The sequence below is a fragment of the Sandarakinorhabdus glacialis genome (assembly GCF_014643455.1).
In the GTDB taxonomy this organism is placed as follows: Bacteria; Pseudomonadota; Alphaproteobacteria; order Sphingomonadales; family Sphingomonadaceae; genus Sandarakinorhabdus; species Sandarakinorhabdus glacialis.
Genome location: NZ_BMJM01000006.1, coordinates 173,508 through 195,398, shown reverse-complemented (window position 1 = coordinate 195,398; position 21,891 = coordinate 173,508). Strand labels below are relative to the sequence as shown.

19 protein-coding genes and 1 pseudogene are annotated in these 21,891 nt (G+C 66.5%); 15 read left to right on the top strand and 5 right to left on the bottom strand.

Annotated elements, in window-relative coordinates; translation table 11 throughout:
• Positions 1–6: 6 nt before the first annotated feature.
• The 10 genes and pseudogenes from IEW98_RS10420 (at position 7) to IEW98_RS10375 (ending at position 10,923) form a co-directional block, all read left to right on the top strand.
• A complete protein-coding gene (locus IEW98_RS10420) occupies positions 7–783 on the top strand; it encodes an ABC transporter ATP-binding protein (RefSeq protein WP_188762878.1) in 777 nt (258 codons plus the stop codon).
• Positions 780–1,928, top strand: coding sequence for an acyl-CoA dehydrogenase family protein (locus IEW98_RS10415; RefSeq protein ID WP_188762877.1), 1,149 nt, complete (start codon positions 780–782; stop codon positions 1,926–1,928). Before IEW98_RS10420 ends, IEW98_RS10415 begins: the two co-directional genes overlap by 4 nt.
• Complete coding sequence (locus IEW98_RS10410) at positions 1,925–2,863, top strand: D-isomer specific 2-hydroxyacid dehydrogenase family protein (protein WP_188762876.1); 939 nt, start codon at positions 1,925–1,927, stop codon at positions 2,861–2,863. Before IEW98_RS10415 ends, IEW98_RS10410 begins: the two co-directional genes overlap by 4 nt.
• 11 nt (positions 2,864–2,874) lie before the next feature.
• Positions 2,875–3,720 (top strand): class II aldolase/adducin family protein, encoded by an 846-nt coding sequence (locus tag IEW98_RS10405; protein ID WP_188762875.1) that lies wholly within the window; start codon positions 2,875–2,877, stop codon positions 3,718–3,720.
• On the top strand, positions 3,720–4,667 hold the full coding sequence (locus tag IEW98_RS10400; RefSeq protein ID WP_188762874.1) for an ABC transporter substrate-binding protein: 948 nt from the start codon (positions 3,720–3,722) through the stop codon (positions 4,665–4,667). Before IEW98_RS10405 ends, IEW98_RS10400 begins: the two co-directional genes overlap by 1 nt.
• Entirely contained in the window at positions 4,667–5,248 is a 582-nt protein-coding gene (locus IEW98_RS10395; protein WP_188762873.1) for a cysteine dioxygenase family protein, read from the top strand. Before IEW98_RS10400 ends, IEW98_RS10395 begins: the two co-directional genes overlap by 1 nt.
• A pseudogene (locus IEW98_RS10390) lies at positions 5,245–6,282 on the top strand (rhodanese-like domain-containing protein); the annotation flags it as partial. The gene IEW98_RS10395 and the pseudogene IEW98_RS10390, both read left to right, overlap by 4 nt.
• A 738-nt stretch (positions 6,283–7,020) precedes the next feature.
• Positions 7,021–7,641, top strand: a complete 621-nt coding sequence (locus IEW98_RS10385; RefSeq protein ID WP_188762871.1) for a PEPxxWA-CTERM sorting domain-containing protein — start codon at positions 7,021–7,023, stop codon at positions 7,639–7,641.
• A 128-nt stretch (positions 7,642–7,769) separates the two neighbouring features.
• A complete protein-coding gene (locus IEW98_RS10380; RefSeq protein WP_188762870.1) occupies positions 7,770–8,213 on the top strand; it encodes a type 2 periplasmic-binding domain-containing protein in 444 nt (147 codons plus the stop codon).
• A 100-nt stretch (positions 8,214–8,313) separates the two neighbouring features.
• The gene (locus IEW98_RS10375) at positions 8,314–10,923 is read left to right on the top strand and encodes an HWE histidine kinase domain-containing protein (protein WP_188762869.1); all 2,610 of its coding nucleotides are present in this window, start codon (positions 8,314–8,316) and stop codon (positions 10,921–10,923) included.
• Positions 10,924–11,039: 116 nt separating this feature from the next.
• Here the strand turns inward: IEW98_RS10375 and IEW98_RS10370 are convergent, their stop codons facing one another.
• From IEW98_RS10370 to IEW98_RS10355, 4 genes are read right to left on the bottom strand one after another with little or no spacing between them, the layout of a single operon-like run.
• A complete protein-coding gene (locus IEW98_RS10370) occupies positions 11,040–12,785 on the bottom strand; it encodes an N-acyl-D-amino-acid deacylase family protein (RefSeq protein WP_188762868.1) in 1,746 nt (581 codons plus the stop codon).
• A gap of 11 nt (positions 12,786–12,796) precedes the next feature.
• Positions 12,797–13,561 carry an IclR family transcriptional regulator gene (locus IEW98_RS10365; protein ID WP_188762867.1) on the bottom strand — a complete coding sequence of 255 codons (765 nt, stop codon included), beginning with the start codon at positions 13,559–13,561 and terminating at the stop codon, positions 12,797–12,799.
• Complete coding sequence (locus IEW98_RS10360; protein ID WP_188762866.1) at positions 13,558–14,442, bottom strand: beta-keto acid cleavage family enzyme; 885 nt, start codon at positions 14,440–14,442, stop codon at positions 13,558–13,560. The genes IEW98_RS10365 and IEW98_RS10360 overlap by 4 nt, the downstream gene beginning before the upstream one ends.
• A complete protein-coding gene (locus IEW98_RS10355; RefSeq protein WP_308785502.1) occupies positions 14,442–16,175 on the bottom strand; it encodes an N-acyl-D-amino-acid deacylase family protein in 1,734 nt (577 codons plus the stop codon). The genes IEW98_RS10360 and IEW98_RS10355 overlap by 1 nt, the downstream gene beginning before the upstream one ends.
• A gap of 211 nt (positions 16,176–16,386) precedes the next feature.
• Here IEW98_RS10355 and IEW98_RS10350 point away from each other — a divergent pair, with 211 nt between their 5' ends.
• From IEW98_RS10350 to IEW98_RS10330, 5 genes are read left to right on the top strand one after another with little or no spacing between them, the layout of a single operon-like run.
• On the top strand, positions 16,387–16,902 hold the full coding sequence (locus IEW98_RS10350; protein ID WP_188762864.1) for an RNA polymerase sigma factor: 516 nt from the start codon (positions 16,387–16,389) through the stop codon (positions 16,900–16,902).
• A gap of 33 nt (positions 16,903–16,935) precedes the next feature.
• On the top strand, positions 16,936–17,889 hold the full coding sequence (locus IEW98_RS10345) for a FecR family protein (RefSeq protein ID WP_188762863.1): 954 nt from the start codon (positions 16,936–16,938) through the stop codon (positions 17,887–17,889).
• Complete coding sequence (locus tag IEW98_RS10340) at positions 17,886–20,234, top strand: TonB-dependent receptor (protein ID WP_188762862.1); 2,349 nt, start codon at positions 17,886–17,888, stop codon at positions 20,232–20,234. Before IEW98_RS10345 ends, IEW98_RS10340 begins: the two co-directional genes overlap by 4 nt.
• A 51-nt stretch (positions 20,235–20,285) precedes the next feature.
• The gene (locus IEW98_RS10335; RefSeq protein ID WP_188762861.1) at positions 20,286–21,227 is read left to right on the top strand and encodes an autotransporter outer membrane beta-barrel domain-containing protein; all 942 of its coding nucleotides are present in this window, start codon (positions 20,286–20,288) and stop codon (positions 21,225–21,227) included.
• Positions 21,227–21,460 (top strand): hypothetical protein, encoded by a 234-nt coding sequence (locus IEW98_RS10330; protein WP_188762860.1) that lies wholly within the window; start codon positions 21,227–21,229, stop codon positions 21,458–21,460. Before IEW98_RS10335 ends, IEW98_RS10330 begins: the two co-directional genes overlap by 1 nt.
• Here the strand turns inward: IEW98_RS10330 and IEW98_RS10325 are convergent.
• The gene (locus IEW98_RS10325) at positions 21,441–21,869 is read right to left on the bottom strand and encodes an OsmC family protein (protein ID WP_188762859.1); all 429 of its coding nucleotides are present in this window, start codon (positions 21,867–21,869) and stop codon (positions 21,441–21,443) included. The genes IEW98_RS10330 and IEW98_RS10325 overlap by 20 nt on opposite strands.
• Between the last annotated feature and the right edge of the window lie 22 nt (positions 21,870–21,891).

Genomic DNA, 21,891 nt, shown 5'->3' with positions numbered 1-21,891 from the left:
TTCCTCATGTCGCGCTCCGACACCCCCGCCGTCACCGTCCGCAATCTCAGCCGCAGCTTCGGCGACGCCCAGATCCTCACCGACCTCAACCTCGATATCGCCCCCGGCGAATTCATCGCCCTGCTCGGACGCTCCGGCTCGGGAAAAACCACCCTCCTCCGCGCCCTTGGCGATCTTGACAATTGCTACACCGGCACGATCGCCGCCCCTGCCGGCCGCGCCATCGCCTTCCAGGAAGCGAGACTCCTCCCCTGGAAAACAGTCCGCCAGAACGTCGGCATCGGCCTCACCAACGTCCAGCGCGCCACCCGCGTCGACATTGCACTGGGCGAAGTCGGCCTCGCCCACCGCGCCGACGCATGGCCCGCCACCCTCTCCGGCGGCGAAGGCCAGCGCGCCGCCCTCGCCCGCGCCCTCGTCCGCGAGCCGGCGCTGCTCCTCCTCGACGAACCCTTCGCCAGCCTCGACGCCCTCACCCGCATCAAGATGCACCGCCTCGTCGAAAGCCTGTGGCAGGCCCATAAACCCGCCGTCCTCCTCGTCACCCACGATGTCGACGAAGCCGTGCTCCTCGCCGACCGCGTCCTCGTCCTCGAAGCCGGGCGCATTGCCATCGACGAGCGCGTCGAAATCGCCCGCCCGCGCGACACCGCCGATCCCGCCTTCCAGCGCCTGCGCGCCAAGCTCCTCCGCGGCCTCGGCGTCGAAATCCCCGAACCGCGAACCGAAGATCGCACCCCGCCCCAGCTCCGCGTCGTCGAGCGCCGGGAGGCCGTGGCATGAGTGCTATCGTCGTCACCCACACCGCCCCCAAGGGCCTCGACGCAATCCTCGCCGAGCTGACCACCGCCTTCGCCGCCACAGCCGCCGAAGCCGACGCCACCGGGCGCCTGCCGGCTGAAAACTTCGCCCGCCTCCACGCCGCCGGCCTTATCGGCCTCACCGCCCCCACCGAAATCGGCGGCGGCGGCGCCGATCTCGCCACCACCTTGAAGGTCGTCCGCGCCGTCGCCCGCGGCGAACCCGCCACCGCCCTCATCCTGGTGATGACCTACCTCCACCTCAACGGCCTCACCCGCGGCGGCCCATTGGACGGCCCGCGCCGCCGCGTCGCCGAAGATTCCGTCCGCAACGGCGCCCTCATCAACGCCTTCCGCGTCGAACCCGAGCTCGGCACCCCCGCCCGCGGCGGCGTCCCCGCGACAATCGCGCGCCGTGACGGCGGCCGCTGGCTTATTTCCGGCCGCAAGATCTTCTCCACCGGCGTCCCCGTCCTCAGCTGGTTCAACGTCTGGGCCGTCACCGACGAGCCCACCCCCCGCATCGGCGCCTTCCTCGTCCACCGCTCCGCCCCCGGCTGGCGCATCGACGAGACCTGGGACCACACCGGCCTCCGTGCGAGCGCCAGCCACGACGTCATCTTCGAATCCACCCCCACCCCGCTCGATCACGCCACCGGCCTCACCAAAGTCGGCACGCCCTCGACCCCGCCGGAGGCCAGCTTCCTCGCCTGGAACGCCGTGCTCACCGCCGGCATCTACGACGCCATCGCCCAAAACGCCCGCGACTGGTTCGTCCACTGGGCCGCCAACCGCATTCCCGCCAACCTCGGCGCGCCTTTGTCGTCGCTGCCCCGCTACCAGGAAGCCGTCGGCGCCGCCGATGCGCTGCTGCTGGCCAACCGCGCGCTCCTCGCCAGCGCCGTCCGCGGCGAAATCAGCCCGGCCGAGTCCAGCCTGATCAAATACGCCGTCACCGAAAACGCCATCAAGCTGACCCAAGACCTCGTTGCGCTATCGGGCAACCCCGGCCTGTCGCGCCACAATCCCCTCCAACGCCACCTCCGCGACGTCCTCTGCGGCCGCGTCCACACCCCCCAGGCCGACGCCGCACTCCGCGCCGCCGGCCGAGCCGCGTTCGCAAAATGACCCTCCACCTCATCAGCCAGCTCCCCGAACCCTTCACGGCATCCATAACCGGCACCCCTCCCGGTCTCGCCGTCACCCACATCCCGCGCGGCGTCCCCGACGACCTGCCCGGCGACGCCCGCATCCTCATCGCCGCGCCCTTCTCGCGCCCCGGTGAACTCCCCGCCCGCAAACCCAGCGGCTGGCCGTTCAATATCGACTGGATCCAGCTGGTGTCGGTCGGCATCGATTTCTACCCACCCTGGCTGTTCGAAGGCCCGGTCGTCACTACCGCGCGCGGCTCATCCTCGATCGCCCTCGCCGAATTCGCCCTCGCCGCGATCTTCGCCCACGCCAAGCGCCTCCCCGAAATCTGGATCGACTCCCCCGACCGCTGGACCTCGACGCCCTTGGCTGCCGTCGCCGGCACGACACTCGGCATAATCGGCTTCGGCTCGATCGCTGAAGAACTCGCCCCCCGCGCCCAGGCCCTCGGCATGAACGTGATCGCTGTCCGCCGCACCGACGCGCCCTTCTCCATCCCCGGCGTAACCCGCGTCGATACCGACACGCTGTTCGCAACCGCCGACCACGTCGTCCTCGCCGCCCCGCTGACGGACGACACCCACCACCTCGTCGACGCCCGCCGCCTCGCCCTCGCCAAACCCGGCCAGCACATCATCAACATCGCCCGCGGCGGCCTCATCGACGACACCGCTTTGCTCGCCGCGCTCGATGCCGGCACCGTCACCGCCACCCTCGACGTCACCCACCCCGAGCCACTCCCCGCCGGGCATCCATTCTACACCCACAAGAACGTCCGCCTGTCCCCGCATACCTCCGTCGCCACCGCCGGCACCCGCGCCGCGCTGGCTTACCGCTTCGCCGACAATCTCGATCGCTACCGCGCTGGCCTCGCCCTCGCCAACATCGTCGATCTCTCGCGCGGCTATTGAAAGGCTCCCCCATGTCAGTCGCTCTCGCCACCAGCACCCAACCGGCCAAACCCTTCCCGCCGCTCCCCGCCGGCGCCATCCCCACCATCCGCGGCGAAGGCTGGGCCTCCTCGCCGCCGCAACCCACCCACGCCGCCGAGCGCCTCTACCGCAAACAGCGCCTCGCCGCCTCGTACCGTCTCTTCGGCCGCTGGGGCTATGACATGGGCGGCGCCGGCCACATCACCGTCCGCGATCCCGAATGGCCCGATCATTTCTGGGTCAACCCGGTAGGCGTCGCCTTCTCGCAAATCCGCGTCTCCGACCTCATGCTGGTCAGCCATTCCGGCGAGATCGTCGACGGCGGCGCCATCCGCCGCCTCAACCGCGCCGCCTTCGCCATCCATTCGGTCCTCCACGCCGCCCGCCCCGATGTCGTCGCCGCCGCGCATTCGCACTCGCTCTACGGCAAGGCCTGGTCGGCGCTCGGCCGCCTGCTCGACCCCATCACCCAGGACAGTTGCGCCTTTTACGAAGGGCACAGCCTCTTCCGCGAATTCTCCGGCGTCGTCCTCGACACGTCCGAAGGTGAAAAGATCGCCGAGGCCCTCGGGCCGACGAACAAGGCCGTCATCCTCCAGAACCACGGCCTGCTCACCGTCGCGCCGACTTTGGAGGCTGCCGTCTGGCGCTACTACGCCATGGAAAACGCCGCCCAGGCGCAATTGCTCGCCGAAGCCGCCGGCACCATCCAGCCCGTCCCGGACGACATCGCCAGGCTGACCGCCAACCAGATGGGCTCCGACATCGGCGGTTTCTACGCCTTCCAACCCTATTGGGACGTCATCGCCCAGCAGGAACCGGACCTGTTCGACTGATGCTCACCCGTCGCACGCTCCTCGCCTCGACTCTCGCCCTCGCCGCCTGCGGCAAGCAAACCACCCAGCCCGCCGCCGACCTCCGCGTCGCCACCTATCGCGGCAACGTCGAAACCTGGATGGCCGCCGCCGGCCTCCCGGCGTTCCCGTTTCCCCTCAAGAAAGCCCAATTCGCCAGCGGCAACCTCATCACCGAGGCGATCAGCGCCGGCGCCATCGATCTCGGCAGCATGTCCGACATCCCCCCGGTGTTCATCGCCCGGCAAAATTCCCCCGTTCGCCTCGTCGCCGTCCTCGAGGGCGATGTCGCCAACCAGGTCGTCCTCGTCCCCAAAAACTCGCCGATCAAATCGACCGCCCAGCTCAAGGGCAAGCGCATCGGCTACGTCCGCGCCACCACCTCGCACTATATCCTGCTCCGCATCCTCGACGAGCACGGCCTCACCTTCGCCGATATCACCCCCGTCGCCCTCGCCCCGCAGGACGGCCGCGCCGCCTTCGAACGCGGCGACCTCGACGCCTGGGTCATCTTCGGCGCCATCGGCTTCCTCGCCCGCGAAGCCACCGGCGCGCGCATCCTCACCAACGGCAAGGGACGCCTGTCGGGCAACTACGTCTTCGCCGCAGCGCAATCCGCCCTCGACGACCCCAGCAAGCGCACCGCCGTCGCCGCCTACCTCCGCCGCGTCCGCGACACCTTCGCCTGGACCGAAACCCATCCCGACGAAACCTTCCGCCTCGCCGCCGCCGCCACCGGCCTGCCCGAATCCCTCTACCGCGGCCAACGCGCCGAACGCACCACCGCCCCCAACCTCATTCCGCCCAGCGATGCCGCCATCGCCACCCAGCAGCAGGTCGCCGATACCTTCTTCCGCGCCGGCGCCATCCCTGCCAAGGTCGATGTCGCACCGCTCTGGGTCCACGATTTCGACTACAGGACAGCCTGATGCCGCCAGCCCCCGCCCCGCTCGGAACCTTCATCAGCCGGCTGAACAGCCTCGTCACCGATCCCGACGAAGCCCGCCTCCTCCCCCGCGTCGCCAACGCCCTCACCACCCTCGTCGCCGACGACAAATGGCTGCCCGATGCCTATGCCGTGCCGCACCCCGATCACTACACCCAATATCTCCTCTACCGTGATCCCGCCGCGCGCTTCTCGGTGGTCAGCTTCGTCTGGGGTCCCGGCCAGGGCACCCCCGTCCATGACCACACCATCTGGGGCGCCGTCGGCGTCCTGCGCGGAGCCGAGCGCTCGCAGCGCTTTGCCGTCAGCGCCGATTGCCCGCCCCGCGCCCTCGATGTCGCCGAACTCCTGCGCACCGGCGAAGTCGAAACCGTCTCGCCGCGCACCGGCGACATCCACCAGGTCGCCAACGCCCATGCCGACCGCGTCTCGGTCAGCATCCACGCCTATGGCGCCGATATCGGCGCCGTCCAGCGCCACACCTACCCCGCCACCGGCGGTGCCAAACCCTTCGTCTCAGGCTATGCCAACACCGCTGCAACCCCGGCCTTCGACGCCCAATGACCAGCCCCCAGGACGTCCGCCACGCGCTCATAGCGCGCCATGAAATCGCCCTCCTCGACGTCCGCGAGGAAGCCGCCTACGCCAACGCCCATCCCCTCTTCGCCGCCAACCTCCCCCTCTCCCGCCTCGAAGTCGAAGTCCTCGATCGCCTGCCCCGCCGCACCGTCCCCGTCGTCCTCTACGACGACGGCGAAGGCTTTGCCGCCCGCGCCCTGTCCCGCCTCCGCACCCTCGGCTACAGCAATTCCAGCCTGCTCGAAGGCGGCCTCGCCGGCTGGCGCGCCGCCGGCTACGAGGTTTTCCGCGACGTAAACTCCTACTCGAAAGCCTTCGGCGAACTCGTCGAAGCCCGCCGCCACACCCCCTCGCTGCCCGCCCCCGAACTCAAAGCCCGCCTCGATCGCGGCGACGACCTCGTCATCCTCGATGCCCGCCGCTTCGAGGAATATGCCACCATGAACATCCCCGGCGGCACCAGCGTCCCCGGCGCCGAACTGGCATTGCGCGCACCGCTGCTCGCCCCCGATCTTGCCACCACCATCATCGTCAACTGCGCCGGCCGCACCCGCAGCCTGATCGGCGCTCAATCGCTCATCAACGCCGGCCTGCCCAACCCGATTTACGCCCTCAGAAACGGCACCATCGGCTGGACCCTCGAGGGCCTCGATCTCGACAAGGGCAGCACCGCCGCCGCCCCCGAAATCGACCTGCCTGCCCTCGAAACCGCCCGCACCCGGGCCCGCGCCGTCGCCTACCGCGCCGGCGTCCGCCACATCACGCCAGCCGATCTCGACCGCTTCATCGCCGATCGCGGCCGCACGCTGTACCGCTTCGATGTCCGCACCCCCGCCGAGCACGCCGCCGGCCACCCGCGCGGTTTCCGCAACTATCCCGGCGGGCAGCTCGTCCAGGAAACCGACATGGCCGCCCCCGTCCGCGGCGCCCGCATCGTCCTCCACGACGATCTCGGCCCCCGCGCCGACATGACCGCCTCGTGGCTCGCCCAGATGGGCTGGGACGTCCTCGTCGTCACCGGCCTCCCAAACACCATAAAAGGCACCGAACCCGTCACCCTGCCCCCCTTCCCCGACGCCGAGACCATCACCCCCGCCGATATCCCCGCCGCCCTCGCCGCCGGCGCCCGCCTCATCGATCTCGCCCCCTCCCCCGCCTATCGCCGCGGCCACATCGCCGGCGCGGTGTTCGCCATCCGCGCACGCCTGGCCGCCGACCTCGCCGTCGACAGCAGCGCAGCCGACATCATCCTCACCTCCCCCGGCGGCGCCCTCGCCCGCTTCACCGCCGCCGAACTCACCACTCCCACCCGCCGCGTCCGCGCACTAAACGGCGGCACCAACGCCCACATCGCCGCCGGCGGCACCCTCGAACCCGGCAACGGCGAAACCCTCAGCCCCTTCGACGACGTCTACCGCCGCCCCTATGAAGGCACCGACAACCCCCGCGCCGCCATGCAGGCTTATCTCGACTGGGAATACGGCCTCGTCGACCAGCTCAAACAGGACGCCACCCACGGCTTCGTCGTTATCTGACCCAGGCCGCGCGCACCCTTGCGGCACCGATCCTGTCATTTTTCGGTAACTTATTCAGTGCGTTGGATCGACCTATATATCGAAAGTGTCGGCACGGCTTACACATCGGAAAATTTAGAAAATGTTAAAACTTTACAATTCAGTTGGTTGGAGCGATGGCATGCAACTTGCAAAGCCTATGACGACCGCATCACGACCCGTGGTTATCATAGGGAAAATTTCATGATCAAGCGCATCCTTCTCGCTGCGGTGGCAACCGCAGCGTTTGCCGGCAATGCCGGCGCCGCGACCATCATCTTCAATCCTGGCGTCTTCGGTGCCCCGGCCGGCTACACGCTGTTCAATGACTTCGACAGCGTCGAAAGCCAGTCGCTCGTCACCGGCAGCGGCTTCTTCTTCCCGACGGGCAACGTGGGCGGTCAGGCCGCTGCGATCCCCGGCAACTCCACGCCCTACCTCGCTGTCGGCAGCGGCACAGCCAGCATCGATTTTACCAACGATGTCCGCTCGTTCAGCTTCGACTACAGCACCGTCGACAGCTACAACACGCTGACCATCAACTATGCTGATGGCGGCTTCGAAGCGATTTCGGGCGACGACATCCTCTCCGGCGGTCAGGCCAACGGCTCGACCTCGGGCAGCTTCATCATCAACGGCGACGGCCGCCTGATCGCGGGCCTCGCGCTCACGTCCAACAGCCCCGCCTTCGAAGTCGACAACCTCGCCTTCTCCGACACCCTCGCCTCGGTTCCCGAGCCAGCCGCCTGGGCCTTGCTCACGGTCGGTTTCGGCCTGGTCGGCGCCACCATGCGCCGCCGTTCGCGCACCACCGTCGCCGCCTGAACCCGGCATAGCCGACCTGAACGCCGCCGGCTTACCCCCGGCGGCGTTTTCGTATCAGCCTCGCTACCAAATCTTTGCTGTCACGCCGCCGCAGGCCTGCCACGGTCACCGGAATTTCGGAGACTGGCATGATCGATCGCCGCCACCTGCTGCACACGGCCGCCCTGATCGGCGTCGCAGCGTGCGCGCCAAAGGATGGCGGTTCCAGACTGACGATCGGCTTCCAGCGCAACGGCATCCTCTTCATCGCCCGCACCCGCGGTGCCATCGACAAGCGCCTGGAGGCCGCCGGCATCACCCTCGCCTGGACCCAGTTCCCCTCCGGCCCACCCCTCATCGAGGCCATGAACGCCGGTGTCGTCGATTTTGGCGCCGTCGGCGACACCCCCGCCATCTACGCCCAGGCCGCCGGTGTCGCCGTCAAGCTCATCGCCGCGCAAGTCTATGCCGGCCAGACTCCCCACCGCCAGCCCCGAAATAACCATATCCCCCGTCTCAAGGAACTGTTACCGATGAAATCTTTAAATTCCCGCAGCGGCACCCCCAAGTATTCGCTGCTTTGTTCCGTCTAGTAATCGCACAATAAAACATCGGATCCGCACGCCCCAAAGGAGCAGGAAATGCACGTTATTGCACAAATCCTGCCCATGGTCATTGGCATGCCCAACAATAATGACTGAAGCCGCCACCACGGACCTTCTCGATTGTGCCAGTGAGCCGATCCATGTGCCCGGAACCGTACAGTCCTATGGTTTCCTGCTTGCCCTCACGCTCGATTGGGCGATAACGCGCGTCTCGGCCAATGTCGCCGCCTTCACCGGCCTGCCTCCCGCCGCCTGGCTCGGCAGCATTGCCGCCGACCTGATCGCTCCGCAGGCGCTCCACACGCTGCGCAACCAGGCCGCCTATCTGCGCGAAACCGATGAAATACACCGGCTGTTCGCCATCGAACTGATCGCCGGCCGGCCGCCGTTCGACATCGCCATGCACCGGTCGGGTGACGCCATCGTCATCGAGGCCGAACCCGCCATGCTCGACGAGCGCGAAGCCGCCGCCCTGGTCCGCGCCATGCTCGCCCGCCTCAAGCACAGCGAGGCCCTGCCGGCGTTCCTGCGCGACGGCGCCCGCCACATCCAGGCGCTGACCGGCTTTGCCCGCGTCATGGTCTATCGCTTCGACGCCGATGGCCATGGCGAAGTCGTCGCGGAGGCGCTGCGCGGCGCCGGCACCGGCACCCCCTATCTCGGGCTGCATTATCCCGCCGGCGACATCCCGGCACAGGCGCGCGCGCTATACCTGCGCAGCGCCTTCCGCATCATCGCCGACGTTGCTTCGGACCCGGTGCCGATCGACTCGCTACCCAGCGCCGCGTCCGAAAAACTCGATCAATCGCTGTCGGTCCTTCGCGCCGTGTCGCCGGTCCATATCGAGTATCTGCGCAACATGGGCGTCGCTGCCTCGATGTCGATCTCGATCGTCGTCGACGGCAAGCTATGGGGCCTGTTCGCCTGCCACCACACCGCGCCGCGCCTGCCCAGCTTCGCCTATCGCACCGGCGCCGAGCTGTTCGGCGAAATGTTCTCGATGATGCTCGAAAGCCGCCTGCGCCGCGACGCCGCCGAAGACGAGGCCCGAGCCGATGCCGCGGCACGGCTGCTGGTCGCCGAAATGGAGCATGACCGCGGCTTGCTCACCAACGCCCGCCGCCTCGGCGAACTGATCTTTGACATCATCCCCGCCGCCGGCCTTGCCGTCCGCGTCGATGGTAAAATCTGGTCGACCGGCGCCGTTCCCAATCCCGCCCAGTGCAGCGCGATCACCAGCTGGCTCGCCGCCGAAACGCATCACCGAATGTTCAGCAGCGCGGCCCTGTCCACGGTTTTCCCCCCGGCGGCCGATCATGCCGACACCGCGGTCGGCCTCGTCGCCATCCCGCTGATGCGCGGACCCGAGGATTATCTCCTGCTGTTCCGACCCGAACAGGCGACCACGATCCTGTGGGCCGGCGACCCCGACAAAAGCGACGGCCCCGGCACCAACGGCCGCCTGGCACCGCGCCAAAGCTTCAACGCCTGGGCCGAGCTCGTCACCGGGCGCTCACTGTCCTTCACTCCGGGGGAACTCGTTGCCGCCGAAACCATCCGGGTCGCGCTTCTCGAAGGGCTGTACCGCTCGCGCGGCCTGCTCAGCCCCGATGTCCAGCTGCGCAGCGGGCAGGAACTGCTCATTGCCGAGCTCAACCACCGCGTCCGCAATATCCTGGCGCTGATCCGCGGCGTGATCTCGCAGACCCGCACCAGCGCCGAAGACGCCGAAGGCTTCATCGAAACATTGGGCAAACGCGTCCAGTCGCTCGCCCGCGCCCACGACCAGATCACCAGCGACCGCTGGGGACCCGCCCGCCTCAAGGATTTGATCAGCACCGAAAGCGACGCCTATCTCGGCCCCCGCCGCGACCGCGTTCGCCTCTCCGGTCCCAACGTCCTGGTCCGCCCGGCCGCCTTCACCGCGCTGGCGCTGGTCTTCCACGAATTGATGACCAACGCCGCCAAATACGGCGCTTTGTCGAATGGCGGCGTATCGGAAGACGCCCTGTCGGATGACGCCCTGTCGGAAGACGGGGCCGAAGCCGGCGGCGGCACCGTCACCGTCGCCTGGCGCTTCGACAGCGCCGGCGACTTGCTCATCGACTGGTCCGAAAGCGGCGGTCCCGAAGTCGTCCCGCCGACCCGCCGTGGTTTCGGCTCGGCGATCATCGAACGCTCGGTGCCCTATGATCTCGGCGGCTCGGCGGCGCTGCAATATCTGCCGACGGGGTTCGTTGCCAATTTCTGCATTCCCGGCCGCCATCTCGCCGGCCTGTCGAGCACCGACGTCGCCGCCGAAACCGTGTTCGTCGACGATCGCAACCCGGCTTTGCTCGCCGGTCTCCACGTCCTGCTTGTCGAGGACACGATGATCATCGCGATGGACTGCGCCGACATGTTGCGCGGCTTCGGCGCCTCCGAAGTCGTCACCGCCGCCACCGCCCGTGCCGCACTCGAGGCAATCGAATCCGATAGCTTCGCCTTCGCCCTCCTCGACTACAACCTCGGCAAGGAAACCAGCATCGCCGTCGCTGACGCCCTCGCCGCGCACGGTATCCCGTTTGCCTTCGCCACCGGCTACGACGGCGACCCGGGGGGCCTCGGCCATCCCGACGTCCCGGTCATCGGCAAACCCTATGGCCGCCAGCAAATCGCCCAGATCCTGACCCGGCTGGGCTTCGCCAAAACGGCCTGAGTCCGCCGGAATACCCGCCAAGTCCGATTTGCGGGCGCAAACAAGCCGTCGACATCCCCGAAACGTGCTGCCAACAGGCCGCCGACAGTCTCCGAAACAGCCCCGGATCCCCTGCTTTACCCGCGCCGCTGCTCACCGCGCAGCAAACCACCCGGTGTCTTCCCGGTCCATTCGCCATTCTCGAACGTCGGCACGCCGGACTTGATCGTCCACCGATAGCCATGCGGCTGCTGCAGCAGCCGCGTCCCCCCCGCCGGCAAATCCTGGACGATCTCCGGCGGACTCAGCGACAGCTCATCGAGCGCTATGACATTGATATCGCCCAAATACCCCGGCTTGACCACGCCCCGGTCGTACCAGCCGACATGCGCCGCGTTGCGCTGCGTATAGCCATGCACAAGGCTTTCCAGAGGCGCGCTCAACCCCGATTTGTTGCCCTTCGACCACAAGGCCACCGTCGTCGTCGGAAAACTCCCGTCACAGATCGTCCCGCAATGCGCCCCGCCATCCGACAAACCATAAAGGACATGACTCCCGGTCATCATCGCATGGACATCGTCAAGATTGCCTTTTGCGTAATTTATCAATGGCATATACAGCAAACGTTGTCCGTTTTCCTCAAGCAGGACGTCATAAACGAACGCCGCCATGCCGGCCCCGGCCCGCGTCGCCTCCGCCGCCAGCGACTGGCTTTCATGCGGTTCGTAATCGACCGGGTCGCCCATCCGGAACATCCGCGTAAAGCCCCAGGTCAGGATCGCCGCAAATCCCTCCGTTGGCCGGGAGTCATTGTGTTCCTTCAATATTGCCGCCCGCACCTCGGGTTCCCTCAACGCCGCCAGGCGCGCGGCGATATCGGCGCTACCACCCGCGATACGGCGATAAGTCGGCGTCAACACAAACGGATTAGTCGTTGAAGCAAAAGACAAAATCGCCCCGATCGGCCGCGGCGCCACCTGTGCGTTGACTTCCAGCCCATCCGCCACCATCGCATCGATCTCGCGATAGATGCTCCGCCACCGGTCCGGCGAGTCATCGCTCTGCTGGACCGTGAACGAAAGCCGCCGCCCACTGGTCTCCGCCAACCGCCGGATCAGCCCCAGCTCGGCCTGCGCATAGCCATCGTCCGCCGTCAGATAAGCGTCCGAAATCAATTGGATAACGCCCTTGCCCCGCGCACCCATGGCCGCCGCAATGCCCAGCAACTCCGGATCCCCGGCACTCAACGTGCCGATATTCAGCCCGTCCCGGCTCCGGTGCGCATGCGTCCGCGACGTCGAAAAGCCCAGCGCCCCCGCATCGAGCGCCTCGACCGTCAACCGCGCCATCTCGGCAATTTCGCTCTCGCTCGGCAGTGCCAGATGATCGCCGCCGCGATCCCCCATGACATAGGCCCGCAGCGCCGCATGCGGCATGTGGGTCCCCAAATCCATCGTGTAAGATCGTGCCGCCAAGCTATTGAGATAATCTGGAAAACTTTCCCAATCCCAGGTCAGCCCCTCGGTCAGCGCGGTCCCCGGAATGTCCTCGACACCTTCGAGCAACTGAATCAGCCAGTCATGCTTGTCGGCCCGTGCCGGTGCAAATCCGACCCCGCAATTGCCCATCGCCGCCGACGTGACGCCGTTGATCGACGACGGCGCCAGCACATTGTCCCAGCACACCTGCCCATCGTAATGGGTATGGATATCGACGAACCCCGGGGTTACCACACAACCCTCGGCATCGATCACGCGCCGCGCGGCGCCGGAAACCTGCCCGACTTCAACGATTTGGCCGTCGGCGATCGCCACGTCGCCGCGAAACTGCGGCGCGCCCGTGCCGTCGATGACAATGCCATTCTTCACCAGGATATCATGCATCTTCGTGTCCTTCAGTTCGCAGCAGCGGCAGCAACGCTGCGCAGGCGCTCGGCAACAGCAACAAGATCAGGATGTTGGCCCGCATCGAACAGCGCGGCCGCCAAGATATGAACCAGCGGTCCATCGCGCTCGACCGGCACCGCCACACCCAGGATACCGGCAGTCACATTCCCGCGATCGACTCCGGTATCGCATGCCCGGGACTCCTCGACCTGCCGCCGCCAATCGCCATAATTGGGTGCTCGCGCCCAAGGAACGGCCGCAAACCCTTGTTGCAATTGCATTTCGCTCCAATCCCCGCGCGCCGCGACCAGCCGGCCCATTGCGCCCAGGAACATTGGCAACCGCCGCCCGACGGTGAAGGCGATGCGCATGGCGTCACTCGATTCTCCGACGCGAACGAGTTCGACTTCATCTCCGACCCGCTTCCACATGCCGATCGTTGCCCCCAGTTCCTGCGCCGCCGCCGTCATGGCCTGCCCGGCCCGCCGCCCGGCATCACGCCGTCCAAGCACCGGCGCTACAAGGTCGGCAAGACCATCGGCTAGCGCATATCGCTTGCTGCGCACGTCGAACCCGACCAGCCCCTCATGTTCAAGCGTCCGCAAAATATTGAGCGTTGTCGAAGGGTTAAGCCCCTCCTCGCGAACGATATCCGAAAGCCGAACGCTCTCTGCGTGCCGCCCAATGCAGCGCAATATCCGCAGCGCCGCCGCCACCGCACCCACCGGCTTGACCGGCGGCGGTACCGGCAGCGCGTGCAGCGTCGCACTCATTGTGGTAGCCCCAAGATCTCGGCAGCTTGCAGCGGCGTCGCGATCGGCCGTCCCGCAGCCTGCGCCAGGGCAACGACTTCTTCGATCAACCCGACATTGGTCGGCACCCGCTCGCCGCCGAAATCTTCCAGTCCGACGCGTACATGCCCGCCGCGCTCGATCGCCAGCCGGGCAATCCCCGTATCAATCACACAATCGCCGATCGCCGCCACCGCCCATGGCAATGCCGACCCCTCGAGCAATTCGAGATAGGCGTCGAGCGCCGTCCGCGTCGGCGGCAAGCCGAACGCGATATTGCTGCGCTTGCCATCGATGAAATTGTACCGGCCGTTAAAATACAGCTTCACAAACGCGCCTGCCGGCAATCGCCCTGCCTTTTCATAGGCCAGCACGGTCCGCAGCCAGCCCGGCTCGTAAATTGCGATCCCCGGCCCCAGCTTCGCCTCACTGTGCATATCAGCCAGCCAGGCTATCTCCCTGAAAGACGTAGAATAAACGATCGACATGCCCGGCAGGCCGTCCTCGCCCTCGCTGCCCAGGTTGACCGACCCCGGATCAAAAGCCCCCATCCTGACCCCCGCCGCCGCAAGGCCACGGTAGTGTCCGAACCGCGCATCGACGCCCTTGCCGCCGGCCACCGTGCCCCACAGGACCGCATCCGGCCGCGCCGCCAGCACCGGCGCATAGCCCTCCATGTAACGCGCCACCGCCGCATCGCCGTTCATGTCGAAACTGTCGATGTGACTGCGCACGATCGCCGCGCCGGCATCGAACGCAGCGAGCGCGGCCGCGGTAATCTCGGCCGGCGTCACCGGCACATTGGGATTGCGCGACTTCGGCGTTCCGCCGTTCAATGCCACTTCGATGATCAGCGGTTGCATCAGGCCGCTACGGTCGACTGAATCGGCACGGACTGGCTGCCGCGCACCAGCTTGCCCGGCAGCGCCTCGGTGGGCTGGCCGTCCGCATAGATGACCTGTCCCGATTTGATGGTCGCGACATAACCCTCCGCGCCTTGCATCAGCCGCCGTGCGCCGGTCGGCAGGTCGAACGCCATGTACGGCTTGCCGAGCTCCAACCGCTTGAAATCGATGACATTGATATCGGCAAGATAGCCGATCACCAACAGCCCGCGGTCGCCCAGCCCAACGGCCAGCGCCGTATCCAGCGTCTGTTGCTTCACTGTTTCTGCCAGCTCAAGCAGGGGTCCGCGCGTCCGGTCACGGCACCAATGTGTGAGCATGAACGTCGGCAGGCTGACATCGCAAATTGCCCCGACATGCGCGCCGCCATCCGACAATCCCGCCAGCGTGTTCGGATTGGCAATCATCTGACGGACATTCTCGAGGTCGCCGTCGGTGTAATTGTGCATCGGGAAAAACACGAAGGCCCGCCCTTCGTCCTCGAGCAACGCGTCGTAGACAAGTTCGTCTGGGTTGACACCCGTTCGGGCCGCGATGGCCCCGAGACTGTCGTCGGGATTGGGTTCGTACTCGACCCGGTCACCGATCGGAAACATCTTGTGATAGGCGCCCGCCACCGAATTGACGAACGGATGGTCAGGTAGCGGCACTTCGGCGATAAGCGTCTGGCGCAGTTCCGGATCGCGCAGCGCAGCGACTTTTTCCGCCAACGGCAGGTGCGCGATGGCCTGGTAGCTCGGGCGGCTGATGAACGGATGCACCGAACCCTGCAGCCCGAGCATCAACCCGACCGGGCGTCCGGCGACCTGCGCCTTGATCGGGAATCCGTCGATAACCGCCTGGTCGAGCCGCTTGGTCAATTCGCGCCACTGGTTGGGCACCACATCGGCCTGCACCATGGTAAAACTCAGCGGCCGACCCGAGATTCGGGTCAGGTCGCGGATCAGCGAAAACTCCTCGTCCATGTCGCGAAAGTCCGAAACCCACTGAAAAACACCGGCACCGGCATCGCCTAGGCCTTGCGCGATCGCCTCCATCTCCGCTCGCGCGGCACCCACGGTCGGCGTCAGGTCGCCGTCCGCCGTGCGGTGGACCATCGTGCGCGTCGTCGAGAAACCCAGCGCTCCGGCGCGAATGGCATCGGCGGTCAGCGCCCGCATCTGGGCATTTTCCTGCGCCGTCGCCGGATCGCGATTGGCGCCGCGATCGCCCATCACATAGACCCTCAGCGCCCCGTGGGGCACCTGGACAGCGACGTCGATGTCGTGTGGCAGTTCATCGATGGCAGCCATATAGTCGGCGAAACTCTCCCAGTTCCACGACAGGCCTTCGTGAAGCGCCGCCCCGGGAATATCCTCGACGCCCTCCATCAACCGGATCAGCGTATCATGGTCCTGCGCCCGTACCGGTGCGAACCCCACGCCGCAATTGCCGACAACGACCGTCGTTGCACCGAGCGTCGACGACGGCGTAACCCGTGATCCCCAGGTGATCTGGCCATCGTAATGGGTGTGAATATCGACCCAGCCAGGTGTCACCATCAGGCCGTGCGCATCCAGTTCGCGGCTTCCGGAGCCGGCAAACGCGCCGATTGCCGCGATATGATCGCCGACAATCGCAATGTCGCCGATATACGGCGCACCGCCCGATCCATCGATGATGGTGCCGCCCCGCAAGACCAGATCGTACAACGTCCATCCTCTCGCAAATCCAGATATCCAGTTTGCCCGCATGCTTCTTCCGCCTCAACCTGACCTTTTCGATACAGAATATAATTCTGCATACAGAATATGTGATTAGCGCTCGAAGCGCTCGGCCTGCAACGACTGGCGCCAATGGCCGCCTTGGGCTAGGGCCCACCTACTGTCTGGTCGCTTCGGCGGCGGAAGGAGTTTTTGTAGCTTGGAAACGGGCGGCCTCGAGGCGATTTTCCTCGCCAATCGCGCGCGCCTGCTGCGTTTCCTGCGGGCGCATGGTGCCGGCGATGCCGCCGAAGACCTGCTGCAGGAACTATGGTTCAAGCTGTCCCGCGTCGATACCGGGCCGGTGGCACAGCCATTGGCGTATCTGTATCGCGCCGCCAATAATCTCATGCTCGATCGCTATCGCAGCGTACGCCAGACCGAACGCCGCGAACAGGATTGGGTCGAAGCCAGCGATGCGCCGGTATCCGGATTGGTCGTTATTTCGCCAGGCGAGACCAGGCTCATCGCCCGCGAGCAATTGCTGGCAGTCGAAGCCGAACTCCAGCTGCTCGGCGATCGCACCGCCACGATCTTTCGGCGTCACCGGCTGGACGGCATCCCCCAACGCGACATCGCCGCCGAACTGGGCGTCAGCCTGAGCACTGTCGAAAGCGACCTGCGCCGCGCTTATCGGGCCATGATCGAACTGCGAGGGCGCTTCGATGAGGTTTGAGCGCAACGTCTCCGTCATGCCTTTGAGGACGCCATGACACCAGACCAGAACATCGACAACGCGGCACTTAACTGGGTGATTCGGATGCAGGATCCTAGTTTCGACGGCTGGGAAGCCTTTGAACTTTGGCTGGAAGCAAACCCTGCCCACGCCGACTCCTATCAGGCCATGGCGATTGCCGACCAGGACATCGCGGTGATCGCGGCCGCTGTGCCGCAGCCGAGGCCGGCGCTGGTCCTGCAGCCGGTTTTGCAGCCCGCCCCCCGCCGGCGCGTCCCGCGCGCCTGGTTCGGCGGCGCGATCGCCGCCTCGCTTGCCGTCGTTGCCGGCTATGCCGTCCTCGAAACAAGGCCCGCCCCCTATTTTGTCGAGACACCCGCCGGCGTGGCGCGCAGCCTCGTCCTCGCCGACGGCACCAAGCTCGATCTCAATGGTGGAACGCGGCTGCGGCTCGATCGCCGGGCGCCGCGCGAAGCCGTGCTCGAGCGCGGCGAAGTCGTCTTCACCGTCGTCCATGACGACCGGCGGCCGTTCCGCGTCGGGGTCGGCAGCGCGTCGCTGGTCGATGTCGGTACGATCTTCAACGTTTCGCGCTCGGGCTCGCTGACGACTGTCGCCGTGTCCGAAGGCGCGGTCGTGTTCAACCCCGACCGCGAGGCGGTGCACCTGCCGGCAGGACGTTCGCTGCGCGCTGTCGATGGCTTGGGAACAATCGTGCTGGCCAGGACATCCACCGCTGCCGTTGGCGGTTGGCGCAGTGGCCGGTTGGTCTATGATGGCGCACCCCTCGACGATGTCGCCGCCGACCTGGCGCGCAACACCGGCCTCGCCATCGTTGCCGATCCCGCCGTTGCCGGGCGTCCGTTCCGCGGCGTCATCAGCTTGAACAATAACCATACCGCGCTCCCGGCCGGCCTTGGGCTATTGCTCGGCGTGAAGGTCGTTCGCCAGGGCGACGGCTGGCGCTTCGCGGCGGAGACGCCGTGAAGCGTAGCAAGGTCCTCTTTCCTGCCATCGCCGTGCTGATCGCTGCCGCACCTGCTGCGGCGGTGCCGATCGACGTCCCGCGCGGTACGCTCGGCGAGGCAGTGGCACTGCTCGGTGTACAGGCCGGGGCGAGCATCAGCGTCGCCGATGCAGCATTGTGGCGGTGTCAGGTGCCGGCCGTGCGCGGCGAGATGTCGGTCGCGACCGCCCTGCATAGACTAATCGGAGGAGAGGCCGAAATTACTGCCATCGGACCCGGCAACTGGCGCGTCGCGCGCTTGAAAACCAAGCCGGTCGCCCCGGCTGCCTTGTTGCCGGCCATAGTGACCGAGGATGCACCGATCATCGTCATCGCCAGCAAGCGCGACGTGCCGCTCGGAACGTTTCAGGGCGGCGTCACCATGCTCGCTGGCCAGGACCTCGCCTTCGGTGGCGAGCGCGGGACCGACGCCGTTCTGTCGCGACTCGCCACCGTGTCATCGACCCATCTCGGCGCCGGTCGAAACAAGCTGTTCATTCGCGGCATTGCCGATTCGAGTTTTACCGGGCCGACGCAGGCAACGGTCGGCCAGTATTTCGGCGATATCCGCCTGACGTACAATGCACCCGACCCGGACTTGCGGCTCTACGACATCGCTTCGGTCGAGGTTCTGGAAGGCCCGCAGGGCACGCTCTATGGTGCAGGGTCACTCGGCGGCATCATCAGCATCGTTCGCAATCCGGCGCGACCCGGCGTCAGCGAAGCTTCGATCTCGGCCGGCGTCTCGGCAATTTCGCACGGCGATCCCGGCGCCGATCTCGGCGGCATGGTTAACTTGCCGATCGGCGAGACCGCAGCGCTCCGCGTCGTCGGTTACGCGGTCAGCGACGGCGGTTATATCGACGATACCGGCCGCCATCTTGAGGATATCAACCGGATCCGAACCTATGGTGGCCGCGCCACGCTCCGACTCGATGCCGGCGACGACTGGACCATCGACCTTGGCATTACCGGCCAATCGATCGACGGTGCCGACAGCCAGTATGCCGATCGCGGCGATCCGCCGCTCAGTCATAACAGCCGCTTTGCACAGGGCTTCGACGCGCGCTACGGCCTCGCCGACCTGGTTGTTGGCAAGCAATGGGATGAACTGCAACTCCTGTCTTCGACCGGCATCGCCGCCCAGGAACTGACCGAATCCTTCGACGCGAGCCAGACCGGTGGCCCCGACCGTGTCTTCACCCAGGCCAACCACAATTTTCTCGTCGCCAATGAAACCCGTCTGTGGCGACCGATGGCGGACCGCTACGGCTGGGTCGCCGGTGTCAGCCTGCTTCACAACCGCACCCGCCTCAACCGAGCCCTCGGCCCGCTGGCCTCGCCGGCGCCCGTGACCGGCGTCACCAACACAATCGACGAAGCAACCGTATTCGGCGAAGCCAGCTATGAACTGGCGAAAGGCCTGACCATCACCGGCGGTGCACGTGTCACCCATGCCCGGCTGTCGGGCGCCGGCGAGGACATCGCGCCCGCCGTCCTCGCCGCGCTTGCCGCATCTCGCGCCGCGCTTGCCGCCGATCGCACCGAAACCCGCTTCCTGCCATCGTTCGCCATCTCCACCACTGCCCTGCCCGGCGTCATTCTGTTCGCTCGCGTGCAACAGGGTTTCCGCCCGGGTGGCCTGGCAATCGCCGACGATTTCGTCCGCCGCTTCCGGAACGATCGCGTCACCACGATGGAGATCGGTACCCGCCACGGCACGCCCGGCCGCGATCCGGTCGACCTGGCGCTGAGTGTGTCGGCAACCCGCTGGACCGATATCCAGGCCGATTATGTCGACGCCGGCGGCCTGCCGACCACTGCCAACATCGGCGACGGCCGCATATATTCGATCGCCTTGACCGGCGGTTGGCGTCCCGTCAAAGGCTTGCGCTTCGATCTCGGCATGACCTTCAACGACAGCCGCGTGACCGATCCCGGCATGTATTCGGTATTCCGCCCAGCATCGGAGCCGATGTCGCAAATCCCCAATGTCGCGCGCTATGCCGGTCGGATCGGCGTCGACTATCGCACCGAACTGTCCGATCGGATCGATCTCCATCTCGGCGCCAACGCCCAGTATATCGGCCGCTCGCGCCTTGGCATCGGCCCGGTGCTCGGCGATACGCAGGGCGATTATTTCGATAGTTCGGTCACTGCGCGCCTCGGCTGGCCGACCTTTGGCCTGACGCTCGGCGTCACCAATCTCGCCGACACGATCGGCAACCGTTTCTCGCTCGGTACGCCGTTTATCGATGATGGCGCCGGCCAGATCACGCCACTGCGGCCGCGCACCTTCCGCCTCGGCCTCGACGCGCGCTTCTAAAATATCGCCGGCCGCCAAGGCTGGGTGGCTGCGGCACCGTCTTCACTCCAGATGCTGCCCGACCACGCTGGCGGCACTTTCGAGGCCGTTACCCAGGGGTCGCGCGCTACGGCGCGGATGGTCGCCGACCCCAATCTGACAACCGCGACCGACGGCAATGGCGCCGGCTGGGTCCAGCAGGTCGCCTGGGGTACGTCCAAATCGATCGGCAGCACGGCTGGCTTCGATGTCAGCGGTTGGGGTCTTGCCGGCGGCGGCGAACTTGCCACCGGGGTCGGGAATTTCGGCCTTGGCGCGGCGGTGTTGTTCGGCACAGATGCTGATGGCGGCACTGAAAACGAAGCAAATTCGGCACAATACGAGCTCGCCGCCTATTGGCGCGGCGACTGGAAAGGGTTCCAGGCCAATGCCCGCATTTCCGGCGCGCATATCGCCTTTGCCGGCGAGCGCCAGTTCAACGGCACCATCGGCCGTGAAGTCGTCGAGCGAACGAACACCGCCGACTGGAACGGCAAGCTGTGGTCGGCGTCCGGAGGCGTCGCTTATGAAGCGCGTTTCGGCCGCTTCTCGCTGCGACCGATCGCGGCCATTGACTATTACCGGCTCAGTGAAAGCGACTATACCGAGATCGGTGGCGGCAAGGCGTTCGATCTAATGGTGAATTCGCGGAATAGCGACGAACTGGCGGCTTCCGGCACGATCGCCGCCGGGCTCGACTTCGGCGGCAAGGCAAGCGAAGACAATTGGTTCCGGACCGAGATCGAAGGCGGCCGGCGCCAGATCGTCGGCGGCGCGCTGGGGGCCACCACGGCACATTTCGCAGGCGGCGCCGATTTCACCCTGACCCCGGAGGAGCGCACCAACGGCTGGGTCGGCAAGATCCGCGCGGTGGGCGGCAATTCGATGTTCCGCATGGCAGGTGAGTTCAGCGCCGAGGAACAGCAGGGCCGCGCTGCGATCGCCGCGCGTGTCAGCCTGACCTTCGGGCTCTGATGGTGGCGCGCTCCATCTTTACGCGTGTGCTGGCGCCGCTGCTGGCGCTGGGCGGGATCACCCTCTCGCTCTGGTTGATCCCGTCGCCTGCGAGCGGCAGCCTGACCACTGCAGTTGCCGCTCGGCGCCACATCGATGCCGAACTGGTCGGTGACGCGGTGGCGGCGTTGGGGGAACGGGTCGTCCAGCGCGCCGTGCTGGACGACGAGATCGTCAGGCCAGCACAGCCGTGAGGGTGATTTCGGCGTTGAACAGCTTGGAAACCGGGCAATTGGCCTTGGCAGTCGCTGCATGCTTCTGAAACGTCGCGTCGTCGGTGCCGGGGATGGTCGCGGTCAACTGTAGTTCGATCTTGGGAATGGCGAAGCCGTCGGAGGTTTGCGCCAGCTCGACGATGGCCTTGGTGTCCATGCGTTCGGCGGTGATCCCGGCTTCGCCAAGCACCAGCGACAGCGCCATGGTGAAGCAGGCGGCGTGGGCGGCACCGAGCAGTTCTTCCGGGTTTGATCCGGCGACGCCTTCGAAACGGCTTTTGAAACCATAGGGATAGGCGGTCAGCGCGCCGCTCTGGGTCGAGATCGAGCCGACGCCGTCCTTGAGGCCGCCGGTCCAGGTGGCGCTTCCTGTGCGATGAATCTGCATGTCTTTGCTCCGTGGGCGGGGG

Excerpts from the sequence above, each read along its gene's own strand:
- IEW98_RS10420 (WP_188762878.1), top strand. The coding sequence starts at position 7 with ATGTCGCGCTCCGACACCCCCGCCGTCACCGTCCGCAATCTCAGCCGC.
- IEW98_RS10415 (WP_188762877.1), top strand. The coding sequence starts at position 780 with ATGAGTGCTATCGTCGTCACCCACACCGCCCCCAAGGGCCTCGACGCA.
- IEW98_RS10410 (WP_188762876.1), top strand. The coding sequence starts at position 1,925 with ATGACCCTCCACCTCATCAGCCAGCTCCCCGAACCCTTCACGGCATCC.
- IEW98_RS10405 (WP_188762875.1), top strand. The coding sequence starts at position 2,875 with ATGTCAGTCGCTCTCGCCACCAGCACCCAACCGGCCAAACCCTTCCCG.
- IEW98_RS10400 (WP_188762874.1), top strand. The coding sequence starts at position 3,720 with ATGCTCACCCGTCGCACGCTCCTCGCCTCGACTCTCGCCCTCGCCGCC.
- IEW98_RS10395 (WP_188762873.1), top strand. The coding sequence starts at position 4,667 with ATGCCGCCAGCCCCCGCCCCGCTCGGAACCTTCATCAGCCGGCTGAAC.
- IEW98_RS10385 (WP_188762871.1), top strand. The coding sequence starts at position 7,021 with ATGATCAAGCGCATCCTTCTCGCTGCGGTGGCAACCGCAGCGTTTGCC.
- IEW98_RS10380 (WP_188762870.1), top strand. The coding sequence starts at position 7,770 with ATGATCGATCGCCGCCACCTGCTGCACACGGCCGCCCTGATCGGCGTC.
- IEW98_RS10375 (WP_188762869.1), top strand. The coding sequence starts at position 8,314 with ATGACTGAAGCCGCCACCACGGACCTTCTCGATTGTGCCAGTGAGCCG.
- IEW98_RS10370 (WP_188762868.1), bottom strand. The coding sequence starts at position 12,785 with ATGCATGATATCCTGGTGAAGAATGGCATTGTCATCGACGGCACGGGC.
- IEW98_RS10365 (WP_188762867.1), bottom strand. The coding sequence starts at position 13,561 with ATGAGTGCGACGCTGCACGCGCTGCCGGTACCGCCGCCGGTCAAGCCG.
- IEW98_RS10360 (WP_188762866.1), bottom strand. The coding sequence starts at position 14,442 with ATGCAACCGCTGATCATCGAAGTGGCATTGAACGGCGGAACGCCGAAG.
- IEW98_RS10345 (WP_188762863.1), top strand. The coding sequence starts at position 16,936 with ATGACACCAGACCAGAACATCGACAACGCGGCACTTAACTGGGTGATT.
- IEW98_RS10335 (WP_188762861.1), top strand. The coding sequence starts at position 20,286 with ATGCTGCCCGACCACGCTGGCGGCACTTTCGAGGCCGTTACCCAGGGG.
- IEW98_RS10330 (WP_188762860.1), top strand. The coding sequence starts at position 21,227 with ATGGTGGCGCGCTCCATCTTTACGCGTGTGCTGGCGCCGCTGCTGGCG.
- IEW98_RS10325 (WP_188762859.1), bottom strand. The coding sequence starts at position 21,869 with ATGCAGATTCATCGCACAGGAAGCGCCACCTGGACCGGCGGCCTCAAG.